We start from the raw sequence: 18,761 nt of genomic DNA, 5'->3' as shown, positions 1-18,761 counted from the left end.
AGGCCAAATTAAGTGTTTAACAGATTAAGTAGATGTTAAATTTTTTACCTGATATATGTAAGCTAAAGCCGACAGTAATGAACTGCGCAATGGGCAAGCAAATCATGGCCGTCCATTTCAAGGGACGGGTATCTAAATCTGGCCTTCCCGTTTGCGTAAAAACCACTCGGTAGTTAGCAATACCATTAGTACGGCAAAAATCCATTTCAGGTCTACCAGGTCGTTATACTTCTTGTCCTCATAAACAACGGTTTTAATATTGTCGTTCTTGCGGATCAGATCAGCAAGCTTACCAATTTGGGATGGCAGCAGTATTTGCCCGCCCGATTTATCGGCTATGCTTTTTAACAAGGTATGGTTGGCCGTACTTTGCCTTGCTTCTAAATTGAGTTGCTTAACGGTTAACCTGCCCGATGCTTTAAACTGCTGTTTGCCCAAACTGGTTATGGCCTGGTAAGTATAATCGCCCACGGGCAGTGCGGCTGCATTAAGCTGGTAACTTTGCCCGCTGCGGGTAAATAAAAAACTAAAGTTTTTGCCTGCGTTGTTTTTCAGGTCGATCTTAACATCAGGTGTATTAACCAATTCAAGTGCCTCGTTGTACAGTTCGGCATTCAGCAATACATTTTCGCCTTCATCAAATACATTTTTCGACGGATAGACTCTGAACCTTTGTCTGTTACTGTTGACAGTGAGGTACTGGACTGTTTGGCTCAGCAACTCATTAACCGCCGCATGGCTTCCAAATTCGCGATACTCGGCCAATTGCCAGCGCCATAACCCCTGGGCAGCCAATACAGCTATGCGCCTGCCTCCTTCATCGCTGAATGCCAGCAGTGGGTAATTGGTGGCAACATTACCTATCCTTTGTTTTAATAATAAAGCCGACGATGCATTGGCGGTGTAAGTGCCATAAGTTGCCAGTAAAGGTGGCAGTTTGCTTATCTTATTAAGGGTAGAATCTGTAAGGGTAAATGCAGCGAAGGATGGAACAGGTTGCGCAAAAACCTCTTGTGTTTCCTGCCCACCGCCTGCCGGTAATTTAACGGTGTTTTGTGCGGCGTTTAAAGCTTGTGCATCCGCCTGTGTACCGCCAACAAACCAGATTGGCGTTCGCCCTGCTGTAAGTTGCTTTACCTTATTGTAGCTATTTGCCGAAAGCTGATAAAGTATCAACATACTGTAATCGGCGGGCGCAACGTTGCCCAACTCGTCGGCCTGAACAGCTTTAACCTCGAAATTGCGATTAGCAGAGATGCCTTGCTTAATCACACCGATGTCGGGATGCGGACTATCGTAAACCAGCAAAACCTTTTGGCTTGCATCAAGCACCTCTATATATATCGCCTCTGTATTGTTTTGTACCGATAGCTCATTGGCCAGTGGTGCAAGGCTGAAGGTAAATTTGCGTATCCCTTTTTTATCAGCATTAAGCTTTAGCGGAATAACTTTTTTAAAAGCGCCGGATGTGATTGCGATACTTTGTGCCGACACCTGCGCTCCATCTTCTGTTATCGTAAGGCGCATTTGTTCGCCTTTGCTTTGGTAAGCCTCGGCAAGCAATTCAACCTCAAAATCATTACCCAAAAAAGCGGTCTTGTTATAGCTAATGTTACCAATAAGCAGGTCGCGGCGTGGGGTAGTGTCGCCAAGGGCAATGGTGTAAATGCTTGTTTTAAGGTTAGGCGCCTCGTACTGCGGGTCGCTGCCCAGGTTAGACAAGCCATCGGTAGCCAATATTAAAGCGCCAATATTTTGATTGGCAAACCGGCTGTTAAGTTGCTGAAGGGCTCCGGCAATATTTGTTTGGCTACCCTTGTAATTTACTAAATCGCCTTCGTTAAGCAATTTATCAAAGGTAAAGAACCGCACATCGTAATCGTCGCCGAGCTTTGCTTTTAAGCCTTTCAAGCCCATGTTTACACCGGCAATATCCCCTTTTGCAGAAAATAAATTTATGGATTGCGAATTATCCTGCGCTACTAAAACCAGCGGCTTTTGAGGCTGATAACTTGTTGATTTGATTAACGGGGAAAGCAGTAGAACTGCCAACAGGGTCACCGCAAGGGCGCGTAAGGCAAATAAGCCATATCGTAAATGCTTGCTCAGCGTAACAGGCTGCCAGTACATAAGCCAGGCATACAGCAAACCTGCTAACAGGCATACCGGAAGCCACCATACAGAAACCGAACCCAGCGTAACTGACATTTATAAGTATATACCCGCAAAATGCAAAAATATTGCTTAAACCCTGTAGTGCTAACTATAATTAGCTTAATGGCCCTATCCAAGTATGATAAGTGAGAATTTACGGCGTGACTCTACACAGGGCTGCCATCGGCATTGCGGCCGGTTTGCCCAAAGCCCCACATGGCCATTGAATCCAATACAGGCCTTAAACTTTCGCCGCGGGTACTAAGTTGATATGTTACATGCGGCGGCACAACCGGTTCGGCGTGGCGGGTAATCAAATCATCTGCCTGTAATTGCTTTAAATGCTGTATCAACATCTTTTCGGTAACCTCGGGTATGTTACGTTTAAGATCGCCATAGCGCTTGGGGCCACTCATCAATTGAAACAGGATTATCGGTTTCCAATGCCCGCCAATTTTATTCATTAAATAACTAACGGGGCAGGCCGATACGCTTTGCAGCTTGTTGGCATTTCGGGTTGAGCTTTCTTTTATCGCTGTCATAACCTACATACTTTGGGGTAAGTACTTGTACAAAAGTAAGTACAAATATACCTTTGTTTCAACAAAAACAATAAACATTATGAAAATCTTAGTAACAGGTTCATTAGGACACATCAGCAAACCACTTGCAACAACATTAGTAGCCGCAAACCATAACGTCACCGTGATAAGCAGCAGTGAAGATAAAGTTGCTGCTATTGAAGCGATAGGTGCCACGCCGGCAATTGGTTCAGTAACGGATATCAAATTTTTAACCGAGGCCTTTACCGGGGCGAACGCTCTTTATATAATGATACCAAATGATATCACGTCGCCCGATTACCGTAAATACATTGCAGGTATAGGCAGCAATTATGCGGAAGCTATTAAAGCTTCAGGCGTGAAAAAGGTAGTGTTATTAAGTAGTATAGGTGCGCATATCGACGGCGGCACCGGCCCTATATCCGGCATACATGATGTTGAACAAATATTCGCCACATTGGATGGGGTTGATATCAAAATGCTTCGCCCGGCTTTCTTCTACACCAACTTTTTGGGTAATATAGATATGGTGAAGCACCAGGGCTTTTTAGGTGGAAATTACGGACCGGAAAGCAACATCGTCATGACTCATCCCAATGATATTGCAGAAATAGCCGCTTTTGAGTTGCAGCAAAACTTTACCGGCAAAACCATAAGGTATATTGCCAGCGACGAGCGTACGCTTGCTGATGTTGCCGCAGTGCTGGGCGCTGCCATAGGAAAGCCCGATTTAAAATGGGTGGAGTTTACCAACGAGCAATCTTTAGATGGTTTGCTGCAAGCCGGCTTGCCAAATGAGTTTGCCCGCAGTTACACCGAAATGGGTACGGCTATCAAAAAACAAATTTTATGGGCCGACTACCTGCAACACAAACCTGCAACATTGGGCCAAACCAAACTGGAGGATTTTGCTAAAGAGTTTGCCGCGGCTTACAATAAATAACAAGTTCTTAAAAGCGAGTTGTAACTGTCATCTATTGCATCTCGCTTTTTAATTTTGATGGGCAAACATGCTTGCTTTAAATGCCTTGTCAACCCTGTGTAAACATGCCTTACAGAAACAAAACCGGCGCTTGAATTGTCGTATATTTATATAACAAAGGTTGATTACCCCGTTAAAAAAGTATCGGAGTAATCAATTAAAAAACAATCTGCGAAATCATAAATATTATGGCATACAATCAATTAACACCCGAAGAAGAGTGGGTAATTTTACATAAGGGAACCGAAAGGCCGTTTACCGGCGAATTGCTTGATAACAAAGCCGAAGGTGTGTACGTTTGCAAACGTTGCGATACGCCGCTTTATACGTCCGAATCGAAATTTGAATCGCACTGTGGCTGGCCAAGCTTTGACGACGAGATACCCGGAGCTGTTAAGCGTGTTACAGACGCCGATGGCAGGCGCGTTGAGATACTTTGCAATAACTGCGGCGCCCATTTGGGCCACGTGTTTGAGGGGGAGTATCTCACACCAAAAAATATTCGCCATTGCGTCAATTCGCTATCCATGAAATTTGTGCCGGTAGCCGACCTTAAAAAATAAAACCGATAAAAAAGATCCCGATCAAATAAAGTCGGGATCTTTTGTTTTCCACATATTTTTTGCGTTGATTTTTATTCATTAAATACCGCTTTTTCTGCGTGCAAAAACGGCCTTTATAATAGCTTTTAGCTTCAGGATATTTTTGGAAATCGATACCCCGAAACATGGCATCGACAAGTCCAAATTCTTTTGAAAAAATGTTATTAGCCTTACATACTTACTGTTTAGCAGACGTTAAATTACTGTAAATAAGTTGTTTGATTTTTAACCGTGCGATCAAAAATTTCTTCACTAAAAATTTAATTGTGTATAACTTATAGGGGATGTTAAAAACTTAGATTAACACCCGATTACATGATGCCCTATCTTTGAATTATAGTTCTTTTAAAGCTATCTGTAATACCGCCGTCCCCGGGTTGGTATTTACCATAAAAAGCCATGTTTTACATGAGCTGTGTACAATAAATAATTTAACGCCGGTTAAAAAAGACAACTAATTATGGCGGGTTAATAAGGGCCAAAACTTTAAGTTTTTACCCTTTATACAAAAGCCCGCATGGTATTGTTGTCTGCTGTCGGCTCGGTACAAAAGGGTGTTATTACAGATGGTGTTAACAGACATTTTTTATCAACCATATATATAATTGGAAGTCGATATGCAAGAGGAAACCGAATTACTGCTTAGAGAGAACAAAGACCGCTTTGTGATCCTGCCGATAAAGTACCCGGCTATTTGGGAAATGTACAAAAAAGCCGAAGCCAGTTTTTGGACGGCCGAAGAGATCGACCTGTCTGACGATATAAAACATTGGGAAAACCTGAACGATGGCGAAAGACATTTTATATCGCACGTGCTTGCATTTTTTGCAGCCAGCGATGGTATAGTGAACGAGAACCTTGCCATTAACTTTATGAGCGAGGTACAGCTGCCGGAGGCGCGTTGCTTTTACGGTTTCCAGATCATGATGGAAAACATCCACTCAGAAACCTACGCCCTGTTAATTGATACTTATGTAAAAGATCCGGTAGAGAAAGACCGCCTTTTCCACGCTATTGATACCGTACCATGTGTAGGTAAAAAAGCCGAGTGGGCACTGCGCTGGATAAACAACGGCAACTTTGCCGAGCGTTTGGTTGCCTTTGCAGCGGTAGAAGGTATTTTCTTTTCGGGTAGTTTCTGCTCTATCTTCTGGCTAAAAAAACGCGGTTTGATGCCGGGTTTAACCTTCAGCAATGAGCTGATCTCGCGTGACGAGGGTTCGCACTGTGAATTTGCCTGCTTGCTGTATAAAATGCTCGAGAACAAATTGTCTACAGAGGCGGTAACTAAAATCATTACCGATGCGGTAGAGATTGAGAAAGAATTTATAAATGATGCCCTACCGGTAAGCCTTATCGGTATGAACGCAAAAATGATGAGCCAATACATCGAATTTGTGGCCGACAGGTGGTTAAGCGAATTAGGTTATCCTAAAGTGTATAACGCAACTAACCCATTCGATTTTATGGAGATGATAAGCCTGCAGGGCAAAACCAACTTCTTCGAAAAACGGGTTGGCGATTACCAAAAAAGCGGCGTAATGAGCGGCGGCAACGCAGAAGCGAAAGCATTCTCGTTAGACGAGGATTTCTAATTAGTGATTAGAGAATGGTTGATTGGAGATTAGTTTAAGAATCGACAAGAATCTAATTAAAAGAGGATCAATCGGTGCAATCAAAAGCTAATCGGTGCAATCCCAAACAGCGCTATCTATTTAAAACAAAATAAAAAACAAACCCGCCCCGGCGGTAAAAAGGAGGCCAAACAATGTATGTAGTAAAACGCGACGGCAGACGAGAAAGTGTAAAATTTGACAAGATCACAGCACGTATTGAAAAACTGTGCTACGGCTTTAAATTGGTTGACCCAATTGATGTAGCCAAAAAAGTAATTGAAGGTTTGTTTGATGGTGTTACTACCTCAGAACTGGACAACCTTGCTGCCGAGACCGCAGCATCATTAACTACCAAGCACCCGGATTACGCGTTGCTTGCATCGCGTATAGCAGTATCAAACCTGCACAAAAACACTACAAAGTCGTTCTCGGAAACCATGCGCAAGCTGTACGAGTACATCGACCCTAAAACAGGTAAAAGTGCCTCTTTACTTGCCGACGATGTATACGACGTGATCCGAAAGAATGCCGAATTGCTTGACAGTACCATCATCTACGATCGCGACTTTGGGTTTGACTACTTCGGCTTTAAAACCTTAGAAAAATCATACCTGTTAAAAATTGACGGTAAAATAGCCGAGCGCCCGCAGCATTTGTTTATGCGTGTATCTGTAGGTATCCACAAAGAGGATGTTGAAAGCGCAATAAAAACATATAACCTGATGAGCGAGCGTTGGTTTACACACGCCACGCCTACCCTGTTTAACGCGGGCACACCAAAACCACAAATGTCGTCATGTTTTTTATTAACCATGAAAGATGACAGCATTGAGGGTATATATGATACGCTTAAGCAAACAGCTAAAATATCACAAAGCGCAGGCGGTATTGGCCTTAGCATCCATAATGTAAGGGCTACAGGCTCATACATAAGCGGCACAAACGGTACCAGCAACGGTATTATCCCGATGCTGAAAGTATTTAATGATACTGCCCGTTATGTAGACCAGGGCGGCGGCAAGCGTAAAGGTGCATTTGCCATTTACCTTGAGCCATGGCATGCAGATATCTTCGACTTTTTGGACCTGCGTAAAAACCACGGTAAAGAAGAAATGCGTGCCCGCGATTTGTTCTACGCGCTTTGGGTAAGCGATTTGTTTATGCGCCGCGTTGAAGCCAACGAAGAGTGGAGCCTGTTTTGCCCGCACGAAGCACCAGGCCTGGCAGATTGCTTTGGCGAGGAGTTTGAAGCCCTTTACACCAAATACGAAAAAGAAGGCCGCGCCCGTAAAGTAATTAAAGCGCAGGAACTTTGGTTTGCAGTTTTGGATGCCCAGGTAGAAACCGGTACACCTTACCTGTTATACAAAGATGCAGCTAACGCAAAATCGAACCAGCAAAACCTGGGCACTATAAAAAGCTCGAACCTTTGTACCGAGATCATGGAGTATACCTCTGCCGATGAGGTAGCGGTTTGTAACCTTGCATCATTAGCATTGCCACGCTACGTTATTAACGGCGAGTTTGACCACGCCAAATTGTATGAGGTAACTTATCAGGCTACGTTAAACCTTAACAAGATAATTGACAACAACTATTACCCTGTTAAAGAAGCCGAATACTCAAACCTGCGTCACCGCCCTGTTGGTTTAGGTGTACAAGGTTTAGCAGATACATTTATCCTGCTGCGCTTACCGTTTGAAAGCGATGAAGCAAAACAATTGAACAAAGAGATATTTGAAACCATCTACTTTGCATCGATGACAGCTTCTAAAGATTTAGCTATTAAAGATGGTGCTTACGAAACCTTTAAAGGTTCGCCGCTATCAAAAGGACAGTTCCAGTTTGATATGTGGGGTGTTAAACCAGACAGCGGCCGTTGGGATTGGGATAACCTGCGCCTTGATGTAATGAACCACGGTGTACGCAACTCATTGTTGGTTGCACCAATGCCTACAGCATCAACATCACAAATATTGGGTAACAACGAGTGCTTTGAACCATACACCTCAAACATTTACACCCGCCGTGTATTGAGCGGAGAGTTTGTGATTGTAAACAAACACCTATTGCATGACCTGGTTGCCCTTAACTTATGGACACCAGCCATGAAAGACAAGATCATCAGCGCAAACGGCTCTATTCAGGATATCCCGGAAATACCTGCTGACATCAAAGATTTGTATAAAACTGTTTGGGAGATCAAGATGCGTAACATCATTGATATGGCTGCAGACAGGGGCGCATACATTTGCCAGTCGCAATCGCTTAACTTGTTCATTAACTCGCCAAATGCATCTAAACTAACTTCAATGCACTTCTACGCATGGAAAAAAGGTTTAAAAACAGGTATGTACTACCTGCGTACACAGGCAGCATCGCAAGCGGTTAAATTTACAGTTGAAAACCAGGGTGGCAAAAACATGGAAGCCGTTATACCGGAAGTTGTTGCAGACAGCAATGAAGAAATGCCGGCCGGCCCATCTTGCTCAATGGAAGAAGGTTGCGTAACTTGCTCAGCGTAAGTTTTTAAGTCCGAAAGTCGGTTTAGTCCGAAGTCCGGAAGCATTAAATAATTAAAGTCCGTAAACTTAGGTTTACGGACTTTTTTGTTATACTATTAACCAAAGACAGGGAAAAAGCACATTAATATAAAATGAACTACGGTTATAAACACAGTTACTATCAAAATCGACTTGAGCCTAGATAAATTGAGTTTTTTACTGTTGTAAACTACCATTAAAATACAAACACAAATGATGGCAATAAAAGGAGACGAGTTAAATAACATCGTAGCGATAGGATGATATCTTTCGTCCGAATAGTTTCCTTCGCAAAGAGGAACCACCACATAAAAACATCACAGACTAATATTACAATGTATGTTATCAGTAATAACAAAAATACGATAAGCAAATAACCGTAAGCTATTTTTGCTGACAATACTTTTTTAAGTCCAGTTTTATTTATCATTAAAGCCTATTTAGCTTGTTGCTGATTATCTGTGGATATAGACATTATGCTTAGATCAAAGCCACCAGTCATGGCCTTTTTTTGACACTCTGATTTTATAACCCAAATTGTATATAATTAACTTTGTTTCCCGTAAATAGCTCACGGACCTAACAAATGCCCAAACACGAAATTATCAGTTGCGACCGCTGCGGTACACGTATGGAGTGTAAGGCAAACTCCTACACCAAATGCCAGTGCAGCGTGGTACAGTTAAGCATTAACGAGGTACAATATATCAGCGAAAACTACGAAGGCTGCATGTGCGCCAAGTGCCTGTTGGAACTTCAGGAGGAGTATCGGTCAACGCTGTAGCGCTTTTTTAGTGTATAATGGCAGGTAAACATTTGTAACTCAAAATAAAAAATTGCTATTTTAGAGCTATAAATCTTTATCGCAACCAACTAAATGTTATCTCATTCATTAACGCGCACTCATATTTGCGCGGTCCTGCTCACCTTATTTTTTGTTACACTGATCAGCTTTAATGCAAATGCCCAGCGCTCGCCCGGAATGAATGCCGACGGTGATGTATTGGGTGGCAGCACACGCAGCAGCAGCGCCATACGCAGCGATGGCTGGCAGGCAGCAATTAACATAGGCTATGAAAGCCCCTTGGGTGAGCTAAAAGACATATACAACGGATCGCCAACTTATGGCATAAACGTGCTACGTAAAAAAGATCACCTGCTTTTTTCGGGAACAATAGACTATCGTAACTACAAGCCAAAGTATGCCGACTTTAGTTACATAGATGAGGATGGCTACTACTATAGCAGCAAATACAGCCGCTACCGCGGCATTGGTTTATACCTTGGTGTAGCTTACGAGATCTCCTTTGATGGTCAGTTCAGCTTTTATGGCGGCTTAAACGGCGGTTTTATACTTACTTCATACAAATCAACCATCAACAGCGATTTTTACAGCGGCACTTACGAGGTATCGAATTACCGGACCAATTATGTGGCTCCCAAACTGGGATTTACCTACATGCTTACCAACAACGTAAGCATAGGGCTTGAAGCTAAATATAGCCTGGGCGTTACCGGCGCAACTTACAACACCCGCGACGGCGGCACTACAGAAAAGGGTTTTAATTCGTACGCGGGTAACATGTTCCTTACTTATTGCTTCTGATCCCATCCCCCACTATAACCAAAAGCTTACCTACCAAAACAGATTAGTGGTTTTCGCGCTTCTGCAAAAATCCCTATCTTCACGGCCAGCAAATCATACTTAAATTATGAAATTACTTGAAGGAAAAACCGCGCTGATAACCGGTGCGTCAAAAGGCATAGGCCGCAAAATAGCTGAAAAATTTGCCGAGCAGGGCGCCAATGTTGCCTTTACCTATTTATCATCTGTAGAAAAAGGCCAGGCGCTTGAGCAGGAACTGCAGAGCTTTGGCACGCAGGTAAAAGGTTACCGCAGCGATGCATCAAAGTTTGATGAAGCCGAAAAATTGGTAAATGATATAGTTGCCGACTTCGGCACTTTGCATATAGTAGTGAACAACGCAGGTATCACCAAAGACGGCCTGCTAATGCGCATGACCGAAGAGCAATGGGATGATGTGCTCGAAGTAAACCTGAAATCTATCTTCAACGTTACCAAAGCTGCATCCAAGATCATGATGAAAAACCGCGCAGGCGTGTTTATCAACATGAGCTCAGTAGTAGGTGTACAAGGCAATGCCGGCCAAGCCAACTATGCAGCTTCAAAGGCAGGTATTATTGGTTTCTCTAAATCCGTTGCTAAAGAGTTGGGCTCACGTAACATCCGTACCAATGTGGTTGCACCAGGCTTTATCCGCACCGAAATGACCGATGTGTTGGACCCTAAAGTAGTTGAAGGCTGGGCAGCAGCTATCCCGCTTAAGCGTGCCGGCGAACCGGAAGATGTAGCAAACGCCTGCGTTTTCCTGGCGTCAGACATGGCAACCTATATTACCGGCCAGGTTATCCCTGTAGACGGTGGTATGTTATAAGATAACTCAAAAAATCAAAATTAAAAAGTCAAAAGCCCTTATGCGGCTTTTGACTTTTTTGCTTTTAAAGCAGTGTCAGTCTGAGCATGTCGAAGACTTTATGAGGTGGCGACTAATTTTCTGTCATGCCGATGCATATCGGCATCTCATCATGTTAGCATGTGGGATGCTGAAACAAGTTCAGCATGACCAGTTTGCTTGCGTCAGGCTGAGCTGTGGAAGCGACTATAAACAAAAAATCCCGGCCGAGGCCAGGATTTTAAATATTATATTCTAAATGATTCAACTTATTTCTTCGCTAACTCTTCTGCCATTGCAGCGCCAATTTCAGCAGGCGATTCAACAACACGAATACCGCACTCGCGCATGATCTTCATTTTAGCAGCAGCTGTATCATCGGCACCACCAACAATAGCACCTGCGTGACCCATGCGGCGGCCCGGAGGCGCTGTTTGGCCGGCAATAAAGCCTACAACCGGTTTGGTGCCATTTTCTTTGATCCAACGGGCTGCTTCTGCTTCCATGCCACCACCAATTTCACCAATCATGATGATACCATGTGTTTCAGGATCGTTCATCAGCATTTCAACCGCTTCTTTGGTTGGTGTACCAATAATAGGGTCGCCACCGATACCAATAGCGGTAGTGATACCTAAACCAGCTTTAACAACCTGGTCAACCGCTTCATAAGTAAGCGTACCAGATTTTGAAACTACACCAACATTACCTTTTTTGAAGATAAAACCAGGCATAATACCAATTTTAGCTTCATCGGCAGTGATAACGCCGGGGCAGTTAGGGCCAATTAAACGGGCATCCTTGTCGGCAAGATATTCTTTAACAGCAATCATATCCTTTGTAGGGATACCTTCTGTAATACAAACAATAACCTTAATGCCTGCTTCTGCTGCTTCCATAATGGCATCAGCACCAAACGCAGGGGGTACAAATATGATAGATACATCAGCACCTGTTTCAACCACAGCATCTTTAACTGTGTTAAAAACCGGTCTGTCTAAATGGGTTTGTCCACCTTTACCAGGTGTAACACCTCCAACAAGCTGGGTGCCATACGCAATCATTTGCTCGGCATGGTAGCTACCCTCTTTGCCTGTGAAACCTTGTACAATAACTTTAGAATCTTTGTTTACGAGAACGCTCATCGGCTTTTGATTTAGTATGGCAAAGCTAAAAAAAAAATCTCCCTATCCCTGTTCGGCAAGTTTTTTTTTCAAAAATTACAATTAAGGTATAAGCTGTATTAATTATTCAAAGCCGGGTCAATTACAGCGCCAGCAAATTCGGGATTAGCTTCTTAAACATCAGCGGTGGCTTTATAGTCACAAATTGGTTTAAGGTGCTTTCCGGGCTTTCGCGAAATTTTCGCGGAACTTTCTACCTTAACTGTGTGTTAACAACTTTTAATTAAATTAGCCGGGCACTTACACCTATCGATTATATGAAACATCACAAAATTTTTATTTTAAGCATTGCTTTTGCCCTTGCTACATCTGTATCAGCAAAAGCGCAGTTTGGCAGTTTTGGAAAGAAGCTGCTGGATAAGGGGACAGAAATGGTATCGGGCGGGGGGCTAAATAAAATCCTGAAACAACCACAAGCTATCACTACCAGTTTTAAGGATGTGGACAAAAAAGGATCAAAACCTCCCAGCTTTACCGAAGGGCAAACACCGCAGCCTTTATACTTATTGCCCAAAGCGCCTGACGGCGGCTTCAAACTATGCGCCGGCTTTTACGAAATGATAAATAAAAGTTACTGCCTGCATGCCGGAACACGTGGACCAAGCAGTGGCGACGGTTACATGCTTGCACCGGTACTGGGCCCAAAAAGTGAGGTAGTTATATTGATATTGAAGCATGCCGAAAAGCATCCGGAAGTTAAGCAACACGATATACAAATTTTGCTTTGGGCAATAATTGCCCGTACAAAATTTGCAGATATGGGCACCGACCTTAAGTTGACGGCAACCACGCTGCTGTCTGCGCAAGAGTTATTAATGCTTGAGGGCGGGGCGTTAGGTGTACTACCGCAAAGCGTCATGATCAAGGCTAAAGATCAGCTTCCATCGGCAGTACAAGCAGTTTTCGAAGCCGAGAACAATATCCGCAGGCTGGCATCATCAGGCAGCTCATCTTACGAGGAAATGGAGAAATACGCCATTATAGCTGGCATAGCCCCCCAACCAGATCCCGAAGTACCATCGGGCATATGGTCACTGCATCCGCAAGGGTACTATGTTAGATATTTCCCGAGTGGATATTCTGTTACACGGGTGCAGGTTTATGTGCCCAAAGAGTTAATAGATAAAGGCACCGACTTGGTTTATGATGCTACGAAAGGCATTGCCTGCCCGGCCAACGTAGGTTCGCAAAGGCTGGCCCAAACCAATGAGCCGCTTAATCCGGACTATACAAAAAAGTTGACTATCATTTGTAAATGAACGTTATTACCGGCTCCTAAAAACACGTTCTGTTAAAGTTTGTTAAACTGTTTCATCGTCAACCGTAAAGCCTTTAGTTTTATGCTGCCGATGAAACAGTTTTTATTTATATCCTTCCTGTTTTTTCTCTCTCAAAATACGTTTGCACAGCAAATTAGCGGGCGATTGATCGACGCAAACACAAGAGAAGCTATTCCTTATGTGCTCGTGGCAACCAACTCGGCAAGCGCTTTCACAAATGAAGACGGCGGTTTTAGCCTGAAGGCTTTGTCTAATGATACAGTAAAGATAAACCTGATGGGCTACAAACCCCTTAACCTACCTGTTACCAATTGGGGCAGCCAGCAAAGGCTTATTACCATGGAACCTGCATACAGGCAACTTGGCGAAGTAACCATAACAGCTCAGAGAAACCACTACCGTGATTCGGTAAATTTACGTAAGGAGTATGCCAAACAATTCAACTTCAGGGGGCCGCGTTTTAATGAGATATTTTTGGCACCATCACAATACGTGCCCTTTGCAGTGATGTCTATCAATGTAACCCAGCTTTATAAGGCACTTACAAAAAAGCGCGATCCTAATTACAAGTTGCAGCAAACCCTACTGCGCGATGAACGTGAGAGCCATGTGAGCGCACGTTTCAACAAAGCCCTGGTGGCAAGCATAAGCCATTTAAAAGGCGATTCGCTCGATAACTTTATGAGTGCATACAGGCCCACTCCTGCCGTGCTCGACAAGCTAAACGATTACGACCTGGTGCGGTACATCAAAACCAACCTCGAAAAATCTAAAGTAAGTGCAACCCGTTTAGATGACTTGCCTGTAATGCTGAAGCCTGGACAATCATTAGAGTAAGTGATTCATCGTCAACTTCTACTCCCCTTCAGGAGGCCGGGGGGCTAAATTCCCCCTCGCTTTTCGCTACCACAATTGTAGCAACACCATTGCCTATAACATTTGTAATAGCGCGTGCTTCGCTCATAAACCTGTCTACGCCTAATAATATGGCTACCCCCTCAACAGGAATAACTTTTATGGCCGCGAGTGTAGAGGTTAACACAATAAAGCCGCTACCGGTAACACCTGCTGCACCTTTGGATGTAATCATGAGGATGCCGATAATGGTTAACTGTTGCTCGATAGAAAGATCGACCTTAAATACCTGCGCCAAAAATATGGTTGACATAGACAGATAAATGGTAGTGCCGTCCAGGTTAAAGGAATATCCAGTAGGAATAACCAAGCCAACAACCGATTTTGAGCAGCCAAACTTTTCCAATTTCTCCATCATCCCCGGCAGTGCCGACTCCGACGATGATGTGCCTAATACGATCAGTATTTCCTCTTTTATATGTTTAAGGTATTTCCACAAGCTTAATTTGAAGAAATACGCAATTAGGTTTAATACTACAAAAATGAACAGGCTCATGGTTAGGTACACCGAGCCCATGAGCAGTGCCAGTGGTTTAAGGGTAGCAAGTCCGTAAGTGCTGATGGTGTAGGCCATCCCGCCAAAAGCGCCGAGCGGGGCTACCCGCATCACAATCTTCATGATATTGAAAAACACTTTCGATAGCTTATCAAAAGTAGCAATAAGCGATTGCCCTGCCTGCCCCGTCCTGCTCAGGCCAAAGCCAAACAATATGGCAAAGAACAGGATCTGCAAAATATCACCCTTGGCAAACGACTCGAAGATATTATGCGGTACTATGTGCGCAATAAAATCGCCCCATTTCATTTCGGCAGCAGCCTTTTCGTAGCCCGCAAGCTTGCCTGCATCAACCTTAACATGGTTGTTAATAAAGTTTGCACCAGGCTTTATGATGTTCGCTACCGTAACACCTATCACCAGGGCCAGGGTTGTTACTAACTCAAAATATAAGAGTGCTTTACCACCTACGCGGCCAACCTTTTTCATGTCGCTCATGCCGGCAATACCCAGCACTATCGTAAAAAATATTATAGGTGCAATCAGCATTGTTATCAGGCTGATGAAAGTTTGGCTGATAAGTTGCGCAGTAGGTGCAAATCCTTTAAAATATAAGCCTACCAGCACACCCAATATAATGGCCAGTATAACCTGGAAAGTAAGATTGGACAATAGGCGTTTCATCGCTTTTAGTGAGTAAAAATTAGTTAACAGTTATTAGTAGTTGCTACTTTTTAATTTTGACTTTTGACTTTAAATCTTCCCCGTAACGCCGTTATAAATCATTTGCCCCGCTAAAAAGGTAACTACTACGGCAAACACCCAACGCAACCAGCGGGACGAGCCGGTATTAACCAAAATTTTTGAACCTGTCATGGCACCCAACAAAACGCCTATCACCACCGGCATAGACAAACCCGGGTCGATATAGCCGCGTTGCAGGTAAACAACAGCACTGGCGGCAGCAGTTACCCCTATCATAAAGTTACTGGTGGTGGTTGATACTTTGAATGGGATGCGCATAATGCCGTCCATAGCAACAACTTTTAGTGCACCCGAGCCAATGCCCAGCAAGCCTGATATAACACCTGCAAACATCATCATGAAAAAGCCGCCGCCAACCCTGGTAACGCTATAGTTAACAACACCATTTGCTTGGGGATAGCTGCCGCTTAATTTCAGTTTGGTAGCAAGGTAACCCGGCTCTGTTACTATTTGCAAAGCCTTTTTACGCAACGACATCGCCGCCGAAAAGATCAATATCAAGCCAAAAATAATTGCGATGTATTGCGTAGGGATATAAACCGCTAACAACGCCCCGGTTAATGCCCCAATGGTGGTGGCAATTTCCAGGAACATACCAAGCCTTATGTTGGTGATACCTTCCTTTACGTAAGCCGCCGCAGAGCCGGACGAGGTGGCAATTACCGAAACCAGCGATGCACCTATGGCGTAGTGAATATCAACCCCTAACAATAACGTAAGCAAGGGTATAATAACAACGCCACCACCAAGCCCGGTAAGTGAACCAAGCAGCCCTGCAAAGTAGGCCCCAACAAGGATAATTAGCGTAAACAGCAGAACAGACATACCCGGTAAATAATGGTTACAGCCGTAAAGGTAGGATAATTTAAAATATGGTATACGCGTAACATTCGGGCAAACTAAATACTTGACTAAACCCTATCTTTGGGCACAAATGGGTTACAAAAGTTTACAGGCCTGCATAGCCGATCTTGAAAAGCATAATCATCTTATCCGCATAAAACAGGAGGTTGACCCCTACCTGCAAATGGCGGCCATTCACCTGCGTGTATTTGAAAACGAGGGGCCGGCAATTTTATTTGAGAATGTGAAGGGCAGCGAGTTCCCGGCGGTATCAAACCTGTTTGGCACACTCGAGCGGTCGAGGTTTATATTCCGCGATACCCTGGAGCAGATCAAGACATTGGTTGACGTAAAGAATGACCCTATACAGGCCATCAAAAACCCATTTAAGTACGTGGGCTCGGCCATGACTGCGCTATCTGCACTGCCCATGAAGGTAAGCCCAAAAAACTTTCTGAAAACAAGCATACATGAGCTGCCGCAAATTGTAAACTGGATTAAAGATGGCGGCCCATTTGTAACCATGCCGCAGGTATACACCGAAGATGTAGACAAGCCCGGCATTATGAATGCCAACCTGGGAATGTATCGCATACAATTAGGCGGAAACGACTACGTGCAGGATAAAGAGATTGGCCTGCATTATCAATTACACCGCGGTATTGGCGTGCACCAAACCAAGGCCAATGCAAAAGGCCAGCCCCTAAAAGTGAGCATATTTGTAGGCGGCCCGCCTGCACATCCTGTTGCAGCTGTAATGCCACTGCCCGAGGGACTATCTGAAATGACTTTTGCAGGGGCATTAGGTAACCGTCGTTTCCGTTATTTTTATGATGACGAGGGCTTTTGTATTTCTGCCGATGCCGACTTTGTGATAACCGGCACGGTTGACCCTATGGCCAATAAACCAGAGGGCCCTTTTGGCGACCACCTGGGCTATTACAGCCTAACGCACCTGTTCCCGCTGATGAAGGTGCACAATGTTTATCACCGTAAAGATGCGGTTTGGAGTTTTACCGTTGTTGGTCGCCCGCCGCAGGAAGATACCAGCTTTGGCGCCCTTATACACGATATTACAGGCAGTGCAATACCCAAAGAGATACCTGGCCTGCATGCCGTTAATGCGGTAGATGCCGCCGGGGTACACCCGCTTTTGTTTGCCATAGGCAGCGAGCGCTATACACCATATGTTAAAGAGCGTTATCCGCAGGAAATCATAACTATTGCCAACCATATATTAGGTAAAGGCCAGCTTAGCCTTGCCAAATACCTTTTTATTGCTGCTAAAGAAGACAACCCCGCGCTGGATGTAAATGATATTGAGGCATTTTTGAAACATATCCTTGAACGTGTAGATCTTACCCGCGATCTGCATTTTCATACGCGTACTACGATAGACACGCTCGACTATAGCGGCGAGGGCCTTAACAGCGGTAGCAAGGTAGCTATTACTGTTGCGGGGGATATTAAGCGCACACTCTTGACCGAACTGCCTGCCGGCTTTACAATGCCCCTGCCGATAGTAAATTATAAAATGGCTATGCCGGGCGTGCTTGCTGTTGAAATACCCAAGAACATTCGCCAAAGCGATATGCCGATGATCTTCGAGATACTGCAAGAGCATTTTGCCGAGGCCGACTTGACCGGGTTGCCCCTTATGGTGTTATGCAACGATGCTGATTTTACGGCTCAAAACATCAATAACCTGGTATGGGTTACCTTTACACGGAGCAACCCATCGCACGATATACAGGGCATCAACAGTTTTACCGAAAATAAGCACTGGGGTTGCCACGGCCCACTCATCATTGATTCACGCATTAAACCACATCATGCACCCGTACTTGAAAAAGATCCGGAGGTAGAGAAATTGGTTGATGCCATGGGTATGCAAGGTGGAGAGTTGTATGGGATTGTCTGAACCTGAATTTATAGAATTAGCGAATTAACAGAATGATAATTTCCGCGTCATTGCGAGGTACGAAGCAATCTCCTGCGTGATTGGTGCTTCGTTAGGAAAGGCAGTAGCTTTTGTTGAACCCGTGGATGTTCCTTTCTTTTCTCTCAAAAGAAAGGAACCAAAGAAAAGTCGCGGCTTGGTAAGGCCTTTGAAAGTTTCTGCTTTAGCAATGCCTGTACTAAACGTGCGTTACACTATGCCGCATTTTAGGAGGTTACGTCTATGCAATGCACAATAAATCATCGTGTCATTCTGAGGAACGAAGAATCTACTGGCAAACTTTTCCATCGGCGAGTAGATGCTTCACTGCGTTCAGCATCACACAAATCACAAAGTCTTGCAATGATATAATTTTTATAGCATTGCCATCTTCGCAATTTAAGA

The 18,761-nt window shown here is 44.1% G+C and carries 15 protein-coding genes; 10 read left to right on the top strand and 5 right to left on the bottom strand.

Translation table 11 applies throughout. The features are described 5' to 3' along the window. Nucleotides 1-132: 132 nt before the first annotated feature. The gene (locus tag FPZ43_RS10225; protein ID WP_146381814.1) at nt 133-2,208 is read right to left on the bottom strand and encodes a vWA domain-containing protein; all 2,076 of its coding nucleotides are present in this window, start codon (nt 2,206-2,208) and stop codon (nt 133-135) included. A gap of 113 nt (nt 2,209-2,321) precedes the next feature. Continuing rightward, a complete protein-coding gene (locus FPZ43_RS10220; protein ID WP_146381813.1) occupies nt 2,322-2,696 on the bottom strand; it encodes a winged helix-turn-helix transcriptional regulator in 375 nt (124 codons plus the stop codon). A gap of 79 nt (nt 2,697-2,775) precedes the next feature. Between FPZ43_RS10220 and FPZ43_RS10215 the strand changes: the two genes are divergently transcribed. The 7 genes from FPZ43_RS10215 to fabG all read left to right on the top strand — a co-directional run bounded on the left by FPZ43_RS10215 (nt 2,776) and on the right by fabG (nt 10,916). After that, entirely contained in the window at nt 2,776-3,660 is an 885-nt protein-coding gene (locus FPZ43_RS10215; protein ID WP_146381812.1) for an NAD(P)H-binding protein, read from the top strand. A 227-nt stretch (nt 3,661-3,887) separates the two neighbouring features. Next, on the top strand, nt 3,888-4,262 hold the full coding sequence (locus tag FPZ43_RS10210) for a methionine-R-sulfoxide reductase (protein WP_146381811.1): 375 nt from the start codon (nt 3,888-3,890) through the stop codon (nt 4,260-4,262). A gap of 656 nt (nt 4,263-4,918) precedes the next feature. After that, the gene (locus FPZ43_RS10205) at nt 4,919-5,896 is read left to right on the top strand and encodes a ribonucleoside-diphosphate reductase small subunit (RefSeq protein ID WP_146381810.1); all 978 of its coding nucleotides are present in this window, start codon (nt 4,919-4,921) and stop codon (nt 5,894-5,896) included. A 173-nt stretch (nt 5,897-6,069) separates the two neighbouring features. Beyond that, nucleotides 6,070-8,442: a ribonucleoside-diphosphate reductase subunit alpha gene (locus FPZ43_RS10200; protein WP_146381809.1), complete on the top strand. Its 2,373-nt coding sequence runs from the start codon at nt 6,070-6,072 to the stop codon at nt 8,440-8,442. A gap of 604 nt (nt 8,443-9,046) precedes the next feature. Continuing rightward, nucleotides 9,047-9,244, top strand: coding sequence for a cysteine-rich CWC family protein (locus FPZ43_RS10195; RefSeq protein WP_146381808.1), 198 nt, complete (start codon nt 9,047-9,049; stop codon nt 9,242-9,244). A 93-nt stretch (nt 9,245-9,337) separates the two neighbouring features. Continuing rightward, a complete protein-coding gene (locus tag FPZ43_RS10190; RefSeq protein ID WP_146381807.1) occupies nt 9,338-10,066 on the top strand; it encodes a hypothetical protein in 729 nt (242 codons plus the stop codon). A 106-nt stretch (nt 10,067-10,172) separates the two neighbouring features. After that, complete coding sequence (gene fabG / locus FPZ43_RS10185) at nt 10,173-10,916, top strand: 3-oxoacyl-[acyl-carrier-protein] reductase (protein ID WP_146381806.1); 744 nt, start codon at nt 10,173-10,175, stop codon at nt 10,914-10,916. Nucleotides 10,917-11,203: 287 nt separating this feature from the next. On the opposite strand, the gene sucD is transcribed toward fabG, so the two are convergent. Further along, a complete protein-coding gene (gene sucD / locus FPZ43_RS10180; RefSeq protein WP_146381805.1) occupies nt 11,204-12,079 on the bottom strand; it encodes a succinate--CoA ligase subunit alpha in 876 nt (291 codons plus the stop codon). Nucleotides 12,080-12,375: 296 nt separating this feature from the next. On the opposite strand from sucD, the gene FPZ43_RS10175 reads away from it, so the two are divergent. Further along, on the top strand, nt 12,376-13,377 hold the full coding sequence (locus FPZ43_RS10175) for a hypothetical protein (protein ID WP_146381804.1): 1,002 nt from the start codon (nt 12,376-12,378) through the stop codon (nt 13,375-13,377). A 90-nt stretch (nt 13,378-13,467) separates the two neighbouring features. Next, entirely contained in the window at nt 13,468-14,235 is a 768-nt protein-coding gene (locus FPZ43_RS10170) for a carboxypeptidase-like regulatory domain-containing protein (protein WP_186461809.1), read from the top strand. 28 nt (nt 14,236-14,263) lie between these two features. Here FPZ43_RS10170 and dctA read toward each other — a convergent pair whose 3' ends face one another. Together dctA and FPZ43_RS10160 are read right to left on the bottom strand one after the other, a co-directional pair. Continuing rightward, nucleotides 14,264-15,493 (bottom strand): C4-dicarboxylate transporter DctA, encoded by a 1,230-nt coding sequence (gene dctA / locus FPZ43_RS10165; protein ID WP_146381802.1) that lies wholly within the window; start codon nt 15,491-15,493, stop codon nt 14,264-14,266. 69 nt (nt 15,494-15,562) lie between these two features. Next, nucleotides 15,563-16,399: a sulfite exporter TauE/SafE family protein gene (locus tag FPZ43_RS10160; RefSeq protein WP_146381801.1), complete on the bottom strand. Its 837-nt coding sequence runs from the start codon at nt 16,397-16,399 to the stop codon at nt 15,563-15,565. 109 nt (nt 16,400-16,508) lie between these two features. Between FPZ43_RS10160 and FPZ43_RS10155 the strand changes: the two genes are divergently transcribed. Beyond that, entirely contained in the window at nt 16,509-18,338 is a 1,830-nt protein-coding gene (locus tag FPZ43_RS10155; RefSeq protein WP_146381800.1) for a UbiD family decarboxylase, read from the top strand. Nucleotides 18,339-18,761 lie beyond the last annotated feature (423 nt).

Origin of the sequence: Mucilaginibacter pallidiroseus, from assembly GCF_007846085.1 — a bacterium.
Lineage (GTDB): Bacteria > Bacteroidota > Bacteroidia > Sphingobacteriales > Sphingobacteriaceae > Mucilaginibacter > Mucilaginibacter pallidiroseus.
The sequence above is the reverse complement of the archived record's forward strand: the minus strand, read 5'-3'. Positions and strand labels throughout refer to the sequence as shown.

Excerpts from the sequence above, each read along its gene's own strand:
- FPZ43_RS10160 (WP_146381801.1), bottom strand. The coding sequence starts at position 16,399 with ATGTCTGTTCTGCTGTTTACGCTAATTATCCTTGTTGGGGCCTACTTT.
- FPZ43_RS10220 (WP_146381813.1), bottom strand. The coding sequence starts at position 2,696 with ATGACAGCGATAAAAGAAAGCTCAACCCGAAATGCCAACAAGCTGCAA.
- FPZ43_RS10210 (WP_146381811.1), top strand. The coding sequence starts at position 3,888 with ATGGCATACAATCAATTAACACCCGAAGAAGAGTGGGTAATTTTACAT.
- sucD (WP_146381805.1), bottom strand. The coding sequence starts at position 12,079 with ATGAGCGTTCTCGTAAACAAAGATTCTAAAGTTATTGTACAAGGTTTC.
- FPZ43_RS10205 (WP_146381810.1), top strand. The coding sequence starts at position 4,919 with ATGCAAGAGGAAACCGAATTACTGCTTAGAGAGAACAAAGACCGCTTT.
- dctA (WP_146381802.1), bottom strand. The coding sequence starts at position 15,493 with ATGAAACGCCTATTGTCCAATCTTACTTTCCAGGTTATACTGGCCATT.
- FPZ43_RS10190 (WP_146381807.1), top strand. The coding sequence starts at position 9,338 with ATGTTATCTCATTCATTAACGCGCACTCATATTTGCGCGGTCCTGCTC.
- FPZ43_RS10155 (WP_146381800.1), top strand. The coding sequence starts at position 16,509 with ATGGGTTACAAAAGTTTACAGGCCTGCATAGCCGATCTTGAAAAGCAT.
- FPZ43_RS10215 (WP_146381812.1), top strand. The coding sequence starts at position 2,776 with ATGAAAATCTTAGTAACAGGTTCATTAGGACACATCAGCAAACCACTT.
- FPZ43_RS10200 (WP_146381809.1), top strand. The coding sequence starts at position 6,070 with ATGTATGTAGTAAAACGCGACGGCAGACGAGAAAGTGTAAAATTTGAC.
- fabG (WP_146381806.1), top strand. The coding sequence starts at position 10,173 with ATGAAATTACTTGAAGGAAAAACCGCGCTGATAACCGGTGCGTCAAAA.
- FPZ43_RS10175 (WP_146381804.1), top strand. The coding sequence starts at position 12,376 with ATGAAACATCACAAAATTTTTATTTTAAGCATTGCTTTTGCCCTTGCT.
- FPZ43_RS10195 (WP_146381808.1), top strand. The coding sequence starts at position 9,047 with ATGCCCAAACACGAAATTATCAGTTGCGACCGCTGCGGTACACGTATG.
- FPZ43_RS10225 (WP_146381814.1), bottom strand. The coding sequence starts at position 2,208 with ATGTCAGTTACGCTGGGTTCGGTTTCTGTATGGTGGCTTCCGGTATGC.
- FPZ43_RS10170 (WP_186461809.1), top strand. The coding sequence starts at position 13,468 with ATGAAACAGTTTTTATTTATATCCTTCCTGTTTTTTCTCTCTCAAAAT.